We start from the raw sequence: 17,310 nt of genomic DNA on the forward strand, positions 1-17,310 counted from the left end.
TCATCAGAGACGCGGTCGTTCCCTTCCGCCCCTGTCACGCCTAGCTGTCCACTATCAAAAATCACTGTTCCATAACATGCGTTGTAATAATGCACGTTATGCGCGAGCTTTCAGCACGCTAACGATCAGCTATCGAGAAAGTGAAGATATCTTGGGTTGAAATCGGCAATCTCACGGAGGTTTTCCCATGACTCGAACGTGATGTTGCGCTTGTTGCGAACCAGCAACCCCTCGCTCTCCAAAATTTTCAGCATCCGACTGACGTGGACAGAGGTGAGACCCAGGGCGTCGGCGAGTTGCTCCTGAGTGATCGGCAAGGCGTAACCGGGACCGGACGCCAGCCCTCGCATCCGCATTCTGAACGCGAATTCGCACAGAAGATGCGCCAGCCGACTTCGCGCATCGCGGCGCCCGACATTCAGCACCCACTCGCGAAACACCGAGGCCTCGACCAGGGTGGCGAGACTGACGGCGCGAGCGACACCGGAATGGTGACTGACGACATCCTGCAGCTCGCGCATCGGGATGAACACCACCTCGCCCCGCGTCATCATCTGCACGCTGTGATCCGCAATGCCCAGAAACAGATGCTGAAGGTCCAGCGCATCGCCTGGAATATTCAGGGACACGATCTGACGCTGACCGCCGGATGTCTGCTTCTGGCGATAGGCGAGCCCGGACTTCAAGACGCAACAGAAGTTCGGCGTATCGCCTTCCCTGACAATGTAGCTGGACGGCTCGAGCTTGCGCACCTTCGCCGGCAACGACAGGAGTGCATTAAGATCGTCTTCTGAAAGACTTCCCTGCTTTTGGAACGCCTGCACCATAAGCAAAAGGGGATTGTCTGGACGATGGTCCATTTTGGCCTCCGCAACAGGGCGGGAGCACAAAGAACTCTCTGTCGCCAAAGCCCGAATAGCCGGTCAGCGATCCGTCACAATAACATAGGCCAGATCATAAAAATTAACATGGATTGGGTTGAGTGCAGCAACGCTTGAAATCACAGGTTTAGCCGCGACGTGCCCGCGGTCAATCTTCCGTCTCAAAACTGTGGGTTGATGCCGAACTCGTCAGAACGAGCCGCTTCGGGCAGAAGCGTTCGCTCGACAATCAATGTTCAAAACTGAATCTCTCGTCGCATGGGCCACGTTCGGCATATTGAGGCGAATGATGAGATTTCCGCGCCCGGATAACCGTGTGAAGCACGTCCGCGAGATCAAGCGTCTGCGCGCATGACAGCATCGCGGTCGCCCTTAGCAACTCTCCCCTGAGCGCAAGAAAGGCCTCTTCCGGCATCTCCGTTCTCGTCGTGTCGCGTCTGCCCATACTGCCTCCGAACAACGGCATGGCCGTCTTGAGGGAACCGGGGAGACGATGGCTCGCCTTCCCGAAGACGACGCTTTCCACGGGGGAGTGGATGGAGACGACGCCTCATCATGAGTTTCGTCCCTTCAGACGATGGCGTCATGCGGGCCGCTACTCAGTACCAATCCTTGCTCCACCCCAGGTTCTACATGGGGCTCAGGTCAGACGCGCCTTGATCAGCGGCTTCAGCAGGTAGTTGAGGACCGTCCTCTGTCCCGACTGCACATCCACTTCCGCCACCATGCCGGGCCGGATGGGCAGCTTCTGGCCGTTGCGTTGCAGATAGGCGCGGTCGGTCCGCACCAGGATGCTGTAATAGGAGACCTTGCCGCGCGGGGTGTCCTCTTCCAGCGTATCCTCGCTGATCTGCTCGACCACGGCGGGAAGGTCACCATAGACGGTGTAGTCATAGGCCGTGATCTTCACCCGCGCCGGCATGCCCGGCCTGATGAAGGCGACATCGCGCGGCAGGACGCGCGCCTCGACAAGCAACTGATCGTCGATGGGCGTCAGCTTCATGATCGCCTCGCCGGGCTGAAGAACCCCGCCGCGCGTCGTCACCAGTATGTCGTTGACCCGTGCACGAACCGGCGCGACCAGCCGGGTCCGATCCAGCTGATCGCGTCGCTGATTGAAGATCTGCGATTGGGCGGCCAGCTCAGCTTTCTTCGCGGCCAGCTCGGCATAGGCTTCCTGCATATAGGTGTTTCGCACCTCGGTCTGGCGACCGGTCAAGCCCGCGATATCCTTGCCCAACCGCAGAGCCTCGACTTCGCTCACGACGCCTCGCGCCGCCAGCGGCTCAACCATTTCCAGCTGACGACGCGAATAGGCCGTCTCCTGCACCAGGGCCTGCAGCGTGGCGTTCAGGTTCTGCCTGCGCGCCCTGAACAACGCCTGCTCGGACGCGATCACCGGATCGTTGTGTGAAATGCTGGCGGGAAAGTCGATCGTCGATGCGCCCAGCACCTCGGCCTCCAGCCGTGCGATCGCTGCACTGAGGGCCGTAACCTGGGCGCCCGACTCCAGTGTCGAGGATTCGAATCGCTTGCTGTCCAGTTGCGCCAGCGGCTGGCCTGCCTCGACGATCTGCCCCTCCCTGACCAGCAGGTCCTGCAGGATCCCGCCTTCAAGGCTCTGGATCACCTGAACGCGGCTGCTGGGCACCACCCGCCCCTCGCCTCTCGCCACCTCATCGACCGTCGCCCAAGAAGCCCACAGGCCGAAGACCGCGACCAAGGCGACGCAGACCCATAGCACAGGCCGCGCGGCGGGATGGGCCTCACCGTCGCGCCCTTCCGCCAGGGCCCGCCTCAGCCGCCGTTCGACCCGAAGAGAATCAGCCATGGATCTTCCTCACGCTCGGATTTTCGGTCGAGATTGGCATCGGCGTATTGGGACCGTCGCCCGCCAGCCGTCCGCCGGACAGCGCCAGAACCCGGTTCGCCAGCGACAGAACGGCGCGCCGATGCGTCGCCACCACGACAGTTCGTCCCTTGGACCAGTCGTTCAGGAAATCGACCACCCGCCGCTCGTTGGTCTGGTCGTAGGCCGCCGTGGGCTCGTCCATCAGCACGATCCGAGGATCCTGGAGCAGCAGCCGCGCCAGGGCGATGGCCTGTCTTTGTCCGCCGGATACCGTCTGAGGGCCGATGATCGGCAGATCCAATCCGCGCGGATGCGCTCGCACGAAGGCGCCCAGGCCAACCGCATCAAGCGCCTCCAGAAGTTCGGCGTCCGCATGCCGCGCTCCGTCCAGCGCCAGGTTGTCGCGAAGCGTGCCGTGAAACAGCGCCGAATCCTGGGGCAGATAGCCGATGGCCTTGCGCCGGTCCGACGGTTCGATCTGCGACAGGCTGACATCGTCCAGCAATATCTGTCCAGCAGTAGGGTCTCCGATGCCCGACAGGATGCGCAACAGGGTGGACTTGCCCGCCCCGTTGCCGCCGATGATGGCGATACGGTCCCCGGCGGCGATCGTCAGCGCAGGCAGGTTCAGGATCGGCGCCGCATCCGGCGCTGGCCGCACTTCGATCCCTTGCAAAACGAAGGCCCCGCGAATGTCTGGGCGACGGGTGAACTGACGGTCCGCCGGCCGCTCGACCGGCGCGCTCATCAACTGATCCAGCCCTTCGAGCGCGATCTTGATATGCTGCCAGCGCGCGAGGATTCCGGTGAACTGCGCCGTCGGAGAAATGGCGCGCGACACCAACAGCGAGCAGGCCACCAGCGCGCCCATGGTCATGTGGCCGGCGGCGATCTGATAGACGCCGATCACCACGGCCCCGACATAGGCCAGTTGCTGGGCCGCCGCCGCCGAATAGCTGAGGGTGGTGGAAATCGACCGCGTCTTTGCGCCGGATTCCGCCAGTTGCGCCGACAGCATGTCCCAGAGACGCAGGTTCCGCCCCTCCGCTCGCGTCGCCTTGACCGCCTCCAGATTGTCGACGGTTTCCAGCAACAGTCCCTGTTTCACCGCGCCTTCCCGAAGATTGGCGCGCGACAGCTCCCCCAGCTTCTTCTGCAACAGCCAGGCCGGGATCAGCATCAGCAGAACGGCGGCCGCCGGCGCCAGCGCGACCGGGCCGCCCAACAGGGCGATCACCCCGATGAAGGCCAGGATGAAGGGCGCATCGCTAATGGCGGCGACCGTCGAGGCGGTGAAGAACTCCCGGATTGATTCAAACTCTCGCACCTGACTGCTGAAGGCGCCGGTCGATCCCGGCTTGGCCGACAGCCGGATCGCCATCACCTGTTCGAACAGGCGCGACGACAGCTTCAGATCCAGCCGCTTGCCCGTAACGTCCAGCAGGTGCGCGCGCAGCAGCCGCAGTAACAGCTCCGCCACCACCGCCAGCGTCACGCCGCTGGCCAGCACCCAAAGGGTGTTGAAATTGGAGGTCGGGACCACACGGTCATAGACCTGCATCGCGAACAGCGAGGTGGCGATGGCCAGGAAGTTGGCGAAGGCCGCCGACACCCCCACCTCCACGAACGCAGGCCAGCTTTCCGTCACCGCCCCACGCAGCCAGTGGCGCGGCGTCTGTTTGGCGTAGGCGCCCGCACGGTCGTCGCCCTCGTAGACCGGCCTTGCGAAGACGATCAGGCCGTTATGCGCCTGGCGCAATAGGTCCAGCCTGACCCGCTCCTGCCCGCCGCCTGTCTCCGGCAGCAACACCACCGCCTCGTCGCCCTCGCGCGAGATCAGGACGCGGGTTTCGCCGTCAACCATCAGTAGCAACGCGGGCAAAAGCCCTTGCGGCGCCTCGTCGACCGACACGGCGACTGCTCGCGCCGACAGGCCTGCGCGACGCATGGCCTTGCGGATATGCTCGATCGGCAGACGGCCGTCCTCCAGCGGCAGACCGTCACCGATCTGGGCTGCGGACGCCGGACGACCCAGTTCGAAGGCCAGCAGGCTGAGCCCCTCACGCAATGGATCAGATCGCCGCTCGGCCTGCATCATCAGAAGATCTCCGTCGGCTGCTGCATCTCGTCACCGGACAGGGCGGGCGTCAGCAGGCCCAGTTGCGCGGCGGCGCGGTACTGAAGCCGCAGCCTGTCGATGGTCAGCTCGATCACCTGGCGTTCGGCCTCGAAATGTTCGCCTTCCATGATGACGAGATCCTGGATGTCGCGCCGGCCGACCAGGAACTGCTCGCGATAGACCTCTCGCACCGCCTCCGACTGAGCGGCCTGATCCGACAGGGCCGTGATCCGCCCATCAAGCGCGCCATCCTGCGCCGCGAGGGATTCCACCGTGCGCTTCAGATCGCGTGCGACGCTTTCGGCTTCCAGGGCGATGGCGGCGCAGCGCTGTTCTTCCAAGGCGGGCCTTTGCAGTGCGGACAGGCCCTGTTGGGTGTTGAACCGCAACCGCAGACCCACGGCGCTGTCGTCCACCATGCGACCGCCGATCTCGCGACGCTGAAGCGATCCTTCCACCGCCAGCCGGGGAAACCGCGACGCCTTGGCCTCGCGCACTACGGCGTCCGCCGCCTGGACGGCCAGCCTGGCGCGGCGATAGATCGGCGCCGTCACGATGGCCGCATCCAGCCCGCCGTCCTTACGCAGGGCCTCTAGAAACTCCGGCGGGTCTGGCAGACGCAGTCCGTCCGATGGTTCGCCAACCAGCAGGGCGTAGTGACTGGTCGCATCCGCCAGCTCGCCCATCAGCCGCGCCTTCATGCCCGTCGTGGTGGCGACGGCCAGGGCGACACGGCCGGTTTCGGCCTGGTCGGAGTAGCGTCCCTCGACCCGCGTCTGAGCCATCGAAGACAGGGCCTCCAGCCGTTGTAGATAGCTGTCCACGAGAGAAAGCTGCGCCCTGCGGCTGGCGACATCCAGATAGACCTCGACGATCTCCAGCGCGACATCGTCTCGAACGACCTGAAGGTTGGCCTGCTGTCGCGCCAACTGAGCCCGTTTCTGATCCACCTGACTGTTGGTCTGACCCCAGTCGAAGACCGTCTGCGACAGGTTGACGTCATAGCCCAGGCCGGGCGCCGTAGTTCCCGCCGACACGCCCACGGCGGGCAGATAGGCGTTGCGGATCATTGCCACTTCGGTCGTCGCCATGGCGACCTCGGCCTCGGCCGCCTGGACTTCAGGGTGGCGCAGCACGCCTTGCAGCACCGCCTGGTCCAGAGACGCGCCGGCCCAGGCCGATGTCGCGACCCAGCACAGTCCTGCGATCGCTCCGGCGACCAGGGGCCGCCGGAGCCGCTCCCCCCGTACCCTCATGCGTGGACCGTACCGGCCTCCTCGTCGAAGATCGGCGCCGGCGCGATGGCGCCGATGTCGATGTAGCTCGCGGTATCCGGCGCCCCCGAAAAGGCCGAGCCGGCGACATTCAGGGCGTCGGCCTGTCCACCGGGAATGTTGAGCTCGTGGTGATCTTCGACAAAGGCCGCGATCATGGCTTGAGTGATCGTCAGGTCGATCCCGTCGTCGATCAGTATGACCTCTGCCCTTTCGCCACCGCTGTCCCAATGCCCTTCCGGCCTGCCGAACGTCTGGATCTCGTGGGGCGCCGCCACCAGGTCGTCACTGGTCCATCCGGCTGTCGCGTGATGATCCAAGATCGAAACCTGATCCGCATCAGTCGCTTCCGCCGAAACGATTGCGTTCAGCAGAGTGGCGCTGCCGTTTTCGTCCAGGCTGTTCAGCAGGTTCACGTCCACGACAGACCCGACCACCACCGAACTGCTCAGGCCTTGGGCGTCCTCGGCGGTGATGGTCAGCGCGTTCAGAAGTCCTGCGCTAAGCAACGTGCTGCTCAGCAAGGCCCCGGAGGTGTCGGTCAAATGGACGGTGGCCAGGAACTGGTTCACCTCGGCATTGTCCAGCACGCCGCCGTCCAGCGCTGTGACGCTGATCCGCGCCGTCGGGGCGACGATGCCGAGCAGACCGGCAGACTCCGTCACCTGAACCTGATAACCGAACGACGCCGCCAGCGCCGCCGAATAGCCGAAGCTCAACGGCGACAAGTTCAACGCGACCAGCGGCGAATATTCGACCTCGACCCGGCTCAGATTGCCATTGGCGTCCGCCGCCAACAGATCCTGCTGTCCCAGGTTTAGGCCCAGAACGCCCAGGCCGAGAACGCCCAGCAGGGCCTCGGCCTGCGCTTCCACCACAGGCGCGACATTGGCCGGATTGGCCGGCGCCGGCTGTACGCCCGAGCTATCGATGGTCAGCGAGGTCGCGCCGTTGTCACCATCGCCATCGACCGCCACCCCGCCGATCGTCAGGACATCGGATGTCGGGGCCGGCGCGGTCAGTTGATCGACCACCAGTTTACCCCGCTCCAGCAGATCGGTCAGGATCGCCTGATCCGAACCGAACCCAGCAGTCAGATCGACGCCCCTCAACAAGATCGTCTGGTTGGCCACGCCGGCCGTCGCAGACCCGAACCCACCCACGAAGCCGCCCGTCGTGCTGATCTGGATCAGGGTGTCGGCGCCGACCTTCTGGAAATGGATGAAGTTGGTCAGGTTGCCGGGATTGGTCCCGATCCGTCCTTCGCCCTGCAGCAGTCCTGCCAGATCCAGGACGTCGCCGCCGAGCGTGAGGCTAGACGCACCGAAGTCCGTGATGATGTCCGCCGCGATCCCGGCGCCCGTCACTTCGTCGCCGCGCTCCCACCGGAACAGGTCCTGACCTGTTCCGCCGCTCAAGGTATCGTTGCCTCGCCCTCCGATAAGAAGGTCGTTACCGGATCCGCCATTCAGCGTGTCGGCGCCCTGCCCGCCGCGCAACAGATCGTTGCCCAGCCCGCCATTCAGCGTATCGTCCCCGTCGAAGCCGTAGAGACGGTTATCCAGCGCCGCCCCCGTCCCGACATCGGACGCCGTGATCGTATTGGCGTCGGCCGTACCGTTCAGTATCTGGCTTGGCGCAGCGCTGCCCAGCAATCCGGCCAGCACCCCTAGGTCGGCCAGATTGGTTTCCACCTCCTGCACCACCGTCTGATTGGCATCGGTCGCCGTAATGCTGAGCGATTGACCGATGCTCAGGCTCAGAAGGTTCGACAGCCCTCCATCGAACGTGATCGACCCAAGGAACTCGTTGAGTTTCAGATTGTCGATCTCACTGCCGCCGATCGCCTTGATGGTCAGCTGCGACGAGGATGAAATGAAGTTGGTATTCGCCGGCGTCACCTCCAGGCCCAGTTCCGTCGCCAGCGCAGTCGAGAAACCGAAGAACCGCGCGCCAATGCTCACAGCAGCGGAGTAGCGCACCACGACTTCGGTGATATTGTTGTTGGCATCCGAAGCGGCGAAGAACTGCTGCTCTCCTAGCTGGATCAGACCCAAGGCATCCGCGCTGACCAGTCCCAACAATCCTTCCCCGCCCCCCAAGGCGACTTCTGGAGCGGCAGCAGTCGCTGGCCCGGACGATACGCCGGTCACCTCCACGCGATAGGCGCCGGTAGCGAAGTCCAGAGTGATGGCCTCGCCGCGCAGGGTGGTCGCCGACAAGACGCCGTCATTCACGGAATAGGCGCTGATCGTGGTCGACGAACCGCCCACCGAAACCGTGTCCGTGGCGGCATTATAGGTGAAGACGCGCCCGTCGATGGTGACGGAAGCCAGGCTTCCACCGTCCGCGCCGAAGCTCTGGACCAGGCTGCCGACGATGATCCCCGGTTGGCCGGGTGTCAGCGACACCGGAGCCGCCATCTGCGGGGCGCCGTCGACGATGGTCAGGGCGATGGTTCCTGTCGCAGAGCCTGTGCTGTCTGTGACGACGACTCCGATAGGAAGCTGGATCGTATTGGCGCCGCCGCCGGCCGGATGGTCCACACCGTCCAGCAGAGTGACGCTGTAACCGCCGGAGGCGTTCACGGTAGCGCGAACGACCTCGCGCCCTGCCGCCGAACCGACCAGCGCACCCGAAGGTTCGGTCGTCCAGGTGACAGCGACACCTTTGGACGTTAGCGCTTGGGTCGGCGCCTGAAGCGCGATGGTCGCGCTTCTCGTTTCACCATTGATGGCGATGACGCCCGTGGCGGCAAGACCTAGAGCCGTCTCAGCGACCGAGGCCGTAACGCCGCTGACGGACAGGGCGATCGCATCGACGTTGAAGACCACGGCAGACGACGGCGCCGACACATTGCCGGCGGCGTCGCGGATCACGGCAACAGCGCTGTATGCGCCGTCCGCCAGGCCCGAGCCCAGGGAAAGATCGACACGTCCGGCCGTCACCTGCGCGGCGCTCAAAACGGCGCTGAACGTCTGTGCGACCCCGCCGACAGTGAGGGTCAGGGTGACCGTGTCCCCGGCCTGGGCCGATGGCGTAAGAGCGACGCTGGCGACGACGCCGGCTGCCAGTTCGACCGGATTGATCAGACCATCCGCCGCCGCCGAGATCGTCAGCACAGGCGCATCCGTTCCCGTCGCGCCTCCGGGGCTGACAAGATCGGCGACATAGCCGCGCGTGGCCGTTATGGAGCCGATATTGCCGGCGGCGTCGCTGGCCTGGACCGTAGCCTGGACCGCGCCGCCCGTCAGCGCCGACCCCGGCAAGGCGGCCGTCCAGCGGCCATCCGCCCCTACCGTTGTGGACACTGAGGCTGCGCCCGCCGTCACCGTCACGACATCCCCGGCGCGGAACTCGCCGGAAACCTGACCGGTGACCGAGACCGGCGACTGCGACTCGGCGAGGTTGACGATGTCGTCACCCGCGATGACGCCGATCAAAACGCTGGTCGTCGTCGCGTCGGGCGGCGTCAGATCGATCGCAGGGATTTGGGTGCTGCCAGACACATTTCCAGCCGGATCCACAGCCCTGACCTGACCGGAGAATCCGCTGGAAACGGCTCCCCCGGGGAAGGCCGACGCCGGTATCGACCACTGTCCGTTCAAGCCGACCTGGGCGGTGATCGGCTGACCTGATGCGCCAACGACAGGATTACCCACGCCGTCCAAAAGCTGGATCGTCGCGCCGCCTTCGCCCGCGCCCGCCAGACCTGCGGCCCCAGCGGCCGAGATCGAGGGCGCCGACGGAGCCAGCGTATCCACACCGACGCCGTGTTGCTGGCTGACGGTCGCCGTATTGCCTGCGGCGTCCGTGGTCGTGACGGCCACCGTCAGGCCAGCCGAGGCCGCCAGATTGGCTCCCGCGAAGCTGACGCTCCAGGTCCCACCGACGCCCAGAACCGTGCTCTGGGTGGAGCCGTCCGCCAAGGTCACCAGAACCGCGTCGCCCACACGGTATTCGCCGGCCACCACACCCGTCACCGCCACTGCGCCTTGGGCCGATTCCGCGATATTGATGACATTGTCCGCGGTCACGGCATTGACGGTGATGCTCAGGTTGACGGCGCCATCGATTGGACCGATCGGTGTGGCGGCTGTATTGCCCGCCGCGTCCGTCGCCTGAACCGAACCCGTAAAGCCGTTCAGCGACGCATTGACCGACGAAGCGGGGATCGACCAGGCGCCGGACGCATCCGCCGTCGTCGTCGCGACTGGAATGCCGCCAGGTGACCGAACGACGATGGTCGCCCCACCCTCTGCGGTCCCCGAAAGGCCTTGGCCGTTCGCGATCAGGATCACCGGCGCCGGCGTCGTCAGATCGACGACATAGGCCTGAACATCCGTCACGGTGGTCGTATTGCCCGCCGTATCGCGAACGGTGGCCGAGGCGGTCACGCTGCTGGCGGCGGCCAATTCCGCGCCGGAGAACACCACGGACCAGACGCCGCCGGCGCCGATGGTCGCGGTCTGGAACACGCCGGTGGACAGTTGCACCCGAACCGTGTCGCCGGGCGCGAACTCACCCAGGGCCGCCCCGCGCACAGTCACGCCGCCTTGAGCCGCTTCGGCCCCGTTCAGAACATTGTCCGCCGTCACGGCTTCGATCGACAGGGTCAGATTGACCGTCCCATCGATCGGTCCGACCGGCGTCGCCGCCGTATTGCCCGCCGGATCGGTTGCGGAGACTGATCCGGTGAAACCGTTCAATCCGCCGGACACGGCGCTGCTGGGGATCGACCAGTTTCCGTCGGCCGAGACCACGACCGTCACCGGGACGCCGCCGCTCAGCACAGGGCTTCCGTCAGCATTCAACAAGGTCAGGGTCGCCCCGCCTTCCGCAGTGCCTGTCAGGACCGATCCATTTGCGGCGACGATCACCGGCGGCGGCGTGACGCCGTCCACCGGTCCGACCGCACCGGCCGCGCTGTTGCCCGCCAGGTCGGTGGCCTGAACGGAGCCAGTAAAGCCATTCAGCCCGCCCGGCACGCTGGCGGCCGGGATCGTCCACGCCCCCGAACCGTTCGCCAGCACGGTGATCGGCGCGCCCGCCGTATCCAGCACAGGCGCGCCATTGGCGCCCAAGAGGACGATGGTCGCACCCGCCTCGGCCGTTCCTTCCAAGCCCACGCCATTTGCCTGGGTCAGGGTCGGTTGCTGCGTGATCCCGTCCACGGGTCCAACGGGTGAAGCCGCACTGTTTCCAGCCGGATCGGTCGTGCTGACGAAACCGATGAAGCCGTTCAACCCGCCCGGCACGCTCGCGCCCGGCAGGGTCCAGGCGCCGTTGGCGTCGGCAACCACCCTGATGACGACACCCGCGCTGTTGGTCACGGGAGCGCCGCCCGCATCCAGCAGGGTGATCGTTGCGCCCGCTTCCGCCGTGCCCCGGATGCCGGCTCCATTGGCTCCGACGATGATCGGAGCGGACGGCGGCGTGATATCCACGCCGTAAGGCTGGGCGTCCATGACCGAGATCGGATTGCCCGATATGTCGGCGGCGACGACCGACACGGTGACAGAGGTCGAGGCCGCCAGCTCTGCGCCTGTAAAGGCAGTCGCCCATACGCCATTGGCGTCCAGGGTCGCGATCCGGCTGGCGCCTTTCGACAGGGTAACCGTGACCACGGCGCCCGTCGTGAAGTCGCCGAAGACCGAGCCCGTCACCGCGACCGTCGCAGCATTCGCCTCGGCCAGGTTGATCAGATTGTCGCCGGTGACAGGATCGATATTGATCGAAAGGGTCACCGACCCATCGATCGGGCCGACGTCCGCCTGGGCGGTATTGCCCGCGGGATCCGTCGCTCGAACGGCCCCTTCGAATCCGTTCAACCCGCCGGGCACCGCAGACGCCGGAATGGTCCATACGCCATTGGCGGCCACGACCGCCGTCACGGGAAGCCCGCCGGGGCCTTGAACGGCTGTGCCGTCATCGTTCAGCAAGACGATCGTCGCGCCGGCCTCGCCCGTGCCTTGAATACCCAGTCCGTTTGCGCCCGTGATGACCGGGACGGGGGTCGATCCGTCGATCGGCCCGAGGGTGGTCGACGCCGTGTTTCCCGCCGGATCTGTCGCCCGAACCGAGCCCTGAAAGCCATCCAGCCCGCCAGGAACCGTCGCCCCCGGAACGGTCCACGTCCCATCGGCCGCCACGACCACGGAAATCGGCGTTCCGCCCGTCGTCAGGATCGGCGCGCCATCTGCTCCCAACAGGACGACCGTCGCGCCAGCCTCGGCGCTGCCAGACGCTCCAGCGCCGTTCGCCGTCACGATGACAGGCGCGGGTGTCGTCGTATCCACCAGGAAACCCACGGCGACCGAAGGTGCAGAGGCCTTGCCCGCGCCGTCGTCGATCACCGCCGTCACCGTATAGGCGCCGTCGGCCAGGGTTGCGGGCAGGACCAGAACGGCCGCCCCCCCTTCGATGTCCTGAACCGTGACGATGTGCTGCACGCTGACGCCGTCGGATCCCGTCACCGTCAGGACGATGCGGTCGCCCGTCTGGGTTCCCGGCGTCAGGATGACACGCACCTGAATGCCGTTGGACAGCTCCACGGCGTTGACGCCGTCCGCCGCCTCGCCGATCAGAACGGTCGGCGCATCGAGCCCCTGAGGACCTCCCGGCAAAACCAGGTCAGGCGCCGTCGCGGTCGCATTCGGCGAAACATTGCCCGCAGCGTCGGTCTGGGCGGCGACCACCGTTTCCTGGTTACCAAGCGGCGGCGTCAACGGCAGAGTGAAGCCCCCGCCCGCGCCTACCGTACCCGTCGCCACGACCTGACCACCGGGTCCGCGAACGGTGACGGTCGCCCCGGCCTCGCCCGAACCCGAGATCGACGTCCCGTCATCGCTGATGGTCAGACCCGACGGCGCCGCCGGTGCGGTCGTGTCGGGCGCATCCGCCGTCACGGCGGGAGAGGTGTTTCCTGCCGCATCCGCCAGGGTCACGCGAACCGTTTCGCCGTTGGTCAAAGTCGGCTGGATCGCGACCGTGAAGCTACCATCCGCCGCCACCACGCCCGTGCCGATCGTGCCGCCGCCTGGCCCCGTGACCGTTACCTTGGCGCCCGGCTCGCCCGTGCCGGTGACCGCCCCGCCATTGTCCGAGACATCCACCTGTCCCGGCGCCACGGGCGCGGTCAGATCCGGCGCGGCGACCGTCACCGGCGACGACGTATTTCCCGCTCCATCTGTAAGGGTCACCGAAACAGGCTCGCCATTGGTCAGAGCGGGCTGGATCACGACCGTGAAAGTCCCGTCCGCCCCCACCACGCCCGCGCCGATGGTGTCGCCGCCCGGCCCCGTGACCGTCACCTTGGCGCCCGGCTCGCCGGTGCCGGTGACCGCACCGCCATTATCTGAGACATCCACCTGTCCCGGCGCTACGGGCGCGGTCAGATCCGGCGCGGTCGCTCCAACGTTGGGAGACACATTTCCCGCAGTATCGGTCAGGGCGACCGTCACAGGCTCGCCATTGGTCAAAGGCGTTTGCAGGATGACGGTGAAGGTCCCGTTCGCCGCAACGGTCCCTGTGCCGATCACCACGCCGGCCGCGTTGCGCACGGTTACGGTCGTCCCCGCCTCACCCGATCCGGACAATGTCGATCCGGACGCATTGAAAACCAGATTGGTGGCCGCGACCGGCGGGGTCGTGTCAGCGGGAGGCGCGGGCGGCGATACCGATCCGCCACCTCCGCCACCACTACCGCCTCCACCCGCAGCGGCGGCCAAGCCGGCCACGCCTGCCAGACCGCCCAGAAGGACGCCCGCCCCCATGCCTCCACCCGCCGCGCCTGCAGCGCTGGTATCCGTCAGACTGACGAAGGGCGACAGTTCGGGTTGAGGGGAGAACGCCAGCGTCAGCGGACCATCCGAGGCGGCGGTCGCAGTTTCGACCAACACCTGCCGATCATCATCGCTTTCGAGGAAAAGCTTGCGCACCGACACGCCGTCGAAGAACCCCTCGAGACGCAGCATCTGTCCGTCGGCGGTCATCAGAACCAGATCACCGCCCTTGCGAGTCAGGCTCGCAACGTCCGACGCGTCAAGATCGAGGTAGACATCCTTCGCCTGGCTAACATCCAGAACGCCCCTGGCCTCCATCACCGGCGCGGACCGGGCCTCACGAGGATCCTGCGTAAGTTTGGCGGCGATATCGAGCGGCTTGGCTGCGGCGTCTTGCATTGGCTTCCCTCTCCCATCAGGTCGAGAAACCTTCGCAATATCCGTCCGCTGGCGCGTCGGACCCATTACCGCGTGAACAGCAACGGGAAGGCTCCCAACCTCATTTGGTCAGGGCTTCTTCCAGCCGTCTTCGGTAGGAATACTGAGGATCGGTACGGCTGCCGTCGTTAATGTTCAGGAAACATTTCTTAGCGCCAAATTTGTCCAATGCAGCTATCGGAGCAATGACGATAGTACCTTTGGGAGGACATCACCGAGATCTTCAGAGGTTAATCCTGGCCCAAAACGCTCCGCCGCATCGGAATGGATCCAGACCGCCGCGCACGCCGCATCGAAACTGTCCATGCGCTGGGCCGCCAGTCCGCCGATCATCCCGGCCAGGACATCGCCGGTTCCTGCCGTCGCCAGCCAGGCCGAGCCGTTCTCGTTTCGACGGACGCGTCCGTCAGTTGACGCGATGATCGTCTGAGCGCCTTTCAGGACGATGGTTGCCTGGGTCAGGCGCGCGGCTTCGATGGCGGCGGCTTCGCGGCCTTGGGCCAGCAGGCCTGGGAACAGCCGCTCGAACTCGCCCTCGTGCGGCGTCAGGATGTCGTCGCAATCCAGGACGGCGAACAGTTCGGCGGTTCGGCCCTTGAACACCGACAGGCCGTCGGCGTCGATCACCATCACAGCGCCGCTCAATGCCAGTGCCTGGATGTTGGCGATCGTCGCGTCTTCCAGTCCTGCCGCCGGTCCGATCACGACGGCGTCGCTTCTGACGGCTTCACGACCTAAGACTTCAGGTGAAGAGAACGGCGTCAGCATGATCGCCTGGACCGCCGGCGCGATGACGGCGACGGCGTCAGGCGGGCACAGGATTCGCACAACGCCGGCGCCCATTCGCAGCCCGGCCCTTGCCGCAAGCCGCGCAGCGCCCGTCTGATGCGCCTTTCCCGACACGACGATCAAGCGGCCCCGCGTATGCTTGTGCGTTTCCGCGCCCGGCCAAGGCAGAAAATTGCGCCAGATCGCCGGGTCGTTGGTTTCTATCATCCGCGTTCCGATTATCCGTGGCTTTTCTGCGAAAATCGCTTGCTTTGAACGCCCTTGCTGTGTCCCATTTGGGCCCGAGCGCCGCTGCATTCCGTGCGCCGCTCAGGGGTCGCCATGAAGAAAATCGAAGCCATCATCAAGCCTTTCAAGCTGGATGACGTCAAAGAGGCGCTCCAGGACGTGGGCGTGCAAGGCATGACTGTGCTGGAGGCCAAGGGATATGGTCGCCAGAAGGGTCATTCCGAACTGTATCGCGGCGCCGAATACGTCATCGACTTTCTGCCCAAGATCAAGATCGAGGTGGTCGTCGCCGACGACCTCGCGCCCGCCGTCGTCGAGGCCATTCAGACCTCGGCCCGCACAGGCAAGATCGGCGACGGCAAGATCTTCGTGTCCGATGTCGCCGAGGTGATCCGTATCCGCACCGGCGAGACCGGAGCCCAGGCCGTCTGAGTTCGACCACCCTCCCCGGCCCTCGGCCCCTCGGGTCGTTGACCGGTTTCCTCCCCAAACGCCAAGAAACAGGACTTCCGAGAATGAGCGCCAGCAAGATCCTCAAACAGATCAAGGATGAGGAGGTCCAGTATGTGGACGTCCGCTTCACCGACACGCGCGGCCGTCTGCAGCACGTCACCTTCGATATCGACCTGGTCGATGAGGACTTCCTGAACGAAGGCACGATGTTCGACGGCTCGTCCATCGCCGGCTGGAAGGCCATCAACGAGTCCGACATGCTGCTGAAGCCGGACCTGACCACGGCCTATATCGACCCCTTCTACCAGCAGAAGACGATGTTCCTGTTCTGCGACGTGCTGAACCCGGACACCAACGAGCCGTACAACCGCGACAGCCGCTCGATGGCCAAGAAGGCGCTGTCCTACGTGCAATCGTCGGGCGTGGGCGACGTGGTCTATTTCGGCCCGGAAGCCGAGTTCTTCATCTTCGACGACGTGCGCTGGTCGACCCAGCCGCACAACACGTCGTATTCGTATGACTCGACGGAACTGCCGGCCAACACCAACGCCGAATACACCGAAGGCAACATGGGCCACCGCCCCGGCGCCAAGGGCGGCTATTTCCCGGTCAACCCGGTCGATTCGGGCCAGGACCTGCGCGGCGAAATGCTGGGCGTCATGCGCGACCTGGGCCTTCAGCCCGAGAAGCACCACCACGAGGTGGCGCCGGCCCAGCACGAACTGGGTCTCAAGTTCTCGGACCTGCTGACCATGGCTGACCGCCTGCAGCTCTATAAGTACGTGATCCACAACGTCGCCGCCGCCTATGGCAAGTCGGCGACCTTCATGGCCAAGCCGATGTTCGCGGACAACGGCTCGGGCATGCACGTCCACATGTCGATCTGGAAGGACGGCAAGCCCCAGTTCGCCGGCGACCAGTACGCCGGCCTGTCGCAGGAATGCCTGTGGTACATTGGCGGCATCATCAAGCACGCCAAGGCCATCAACGCCTTCGCCAACTCGACCACCAACAGCTACAAGCGTCTGGTCCCCGGCTATGAAGCCCCGGTCAAGCTGGCCTATTCGGCCCGCAACCGCTCGGCCTCAATCCGTATCCCGCACGTCTCGTCGCCCAAGGCCAAGCGTCTGGAAGCCCGCTTCCCCGACCCGATGGGCAACCCCTATCTGACCTTCGTCGCCCTGCTGATGGCCGGTCTGGACGGGATCGAGAACCGCATCGATCCGGGCGCGCCCGCCGACAAGAACCTCTACGACCTGCCGCCGGAAGAGCGCGGCTCCATCCCCGAGGTCTGCGGCTCGCTGCGTGAAGCCCTCGAAAACCTCGACAAGGACCGCGCCTTCCTCAAGAAGGGCGGCGTCATGGATGACGATTTCATCGACAGCTACATCGAGCTGAAGATGGAAGAGGTGATGCGTCTGCAACTGCACCCGCACCCGGTCGAGTTCGACATGTACTATAGCTGCTGATCGATAGATCACAGTTACGACAA

The 17,310-nt window shown here is 65.2% G+C and carries 8 protein-coding genes; 2 read left to right on the top strand and 6 right to left on the bottom strand.

What is annotated here, in order from left to right; genetic code table 11:
• Positions 1–125: 125 nt before the first annotated feature.
• From WC597_RS12750 to WC597_RS12775, 6 genes are all read right to left on the bottom strand, one after another.
• On the bottom strand, positions 126–860 hold the full coding sequence (locus tag WC597_RS12750; RefSeq protein WP_372693707.1) for a Crp/Fnr family transcriptional regulator: 735 nt from the start codon (positions 858–860) through the stop codon (positions 126–128).
• Positions 861–1,521: 661 nt separating this feature from the next.
• Positions 1,522–2,712 (bottom strand): HlyD family efflux transporter periplasmic adaptor subunit, encoded by a 1,191-nt coding sequence (locus WC597_RS12755; RefSeq protein WP_372693709.1) that lies wholly within the window; start codon positions 2,710–2,712, stop codon positions 1,522–1,524.
• Positions 2,705–4,831, bottom strand: coding sequence for a type I secretion system permease/ATPase (locus WC597_RS12760; RefSeq protein ID WP_372693711.1), 2,127 nt, complete (start codon positions 4,829–4,831; stop codon positions 2,705–2,707). The genes WC597_RS12755 and WC597_RS12760 overlap by 8 nt, the downstream gene beginning before the upstream one ends.
• Positions 4,831–6,108, bottom strand: a complete 1,278-nt coding sequence (locus tag WC597_RS12765) for a TolC family protein (protein WP_372693712.1) — start codon at positions 6,106–6,108, stop codon at positions 4,831–4,833. Before WC597_RS12765 ends, WC597_RS12760 begins: the two co-directional genes overlap by 1 nt.
• Positions 6,105–14,309: an Ig-like domain-containing protein gene (locus WC597_RS12770; protein ID WP_372693714.1), complete on the bottom strand. Its 8,205-nt coding sequence runs from the start codon at positions 14,307–14,309 to the stop codon at positions 6,105–6,107. Before WC597_RS12770 ends, WC597_RS12765 begins: the two co-directional genes overlap by 4 nt.
• 213 nt (positions 14,310–14,522) lie before the next feature.
• Positions 14,523–15,344: an NAD(P)H-hydrate dehydratase gene (locus tag WC597_RS12775; RefSeq protein ID WP_372693716.1), complete on the bottom strand. Its 822-nt coding sequence runs from the start codon at positions 15,342–15,344 to the stop codon at positions 14,523–14,525.
• A gap of 114 nt (positions 15,345–15,458) precedes the next feature.
• Here WC597_RS12775 and WC597_RS12780 point away from each other — a divergent pair, with 114 nt between their 5' ends.
• Both WC597_RS12780 and glnA read left to right on the top strand, forming a co-directional pair.
• On the top strand, positions 15,459–15,797 hold the full coding sequence (locus WC597_RS12780; RefSeq protein ID WP_008261682.1) for a P-II family nitrogen regulator: 339 nt from the start codon (positions 15,459–15,461) through the stop codon (positions 15,795–15,797).
• An 83-nt stretch (positions 15,798–15,880) separates the two neighbouring features.
• Positions 15,881–17,287, top strand: a complete 1,407-nt coding sequence (glnA, locus tag WC597_RS12785) for a type I glutamate--ammonia ligase (protein ID WP_372693719.1) — start codon at positions 15,881–15,883, stop codon at positions 17,285–17,287.
• Positions 17,288–17,310 lie beyond the last annotated feature (23 nt).

This window comes from Brevundimonas sp., from assembly GCF_041648115.1.
Classification (GTDB): Bacteria; Pseudomonadota; Alphaproteobacteria; order Caulobacterales; family Caulobacteraceae; genus Brevundimonas.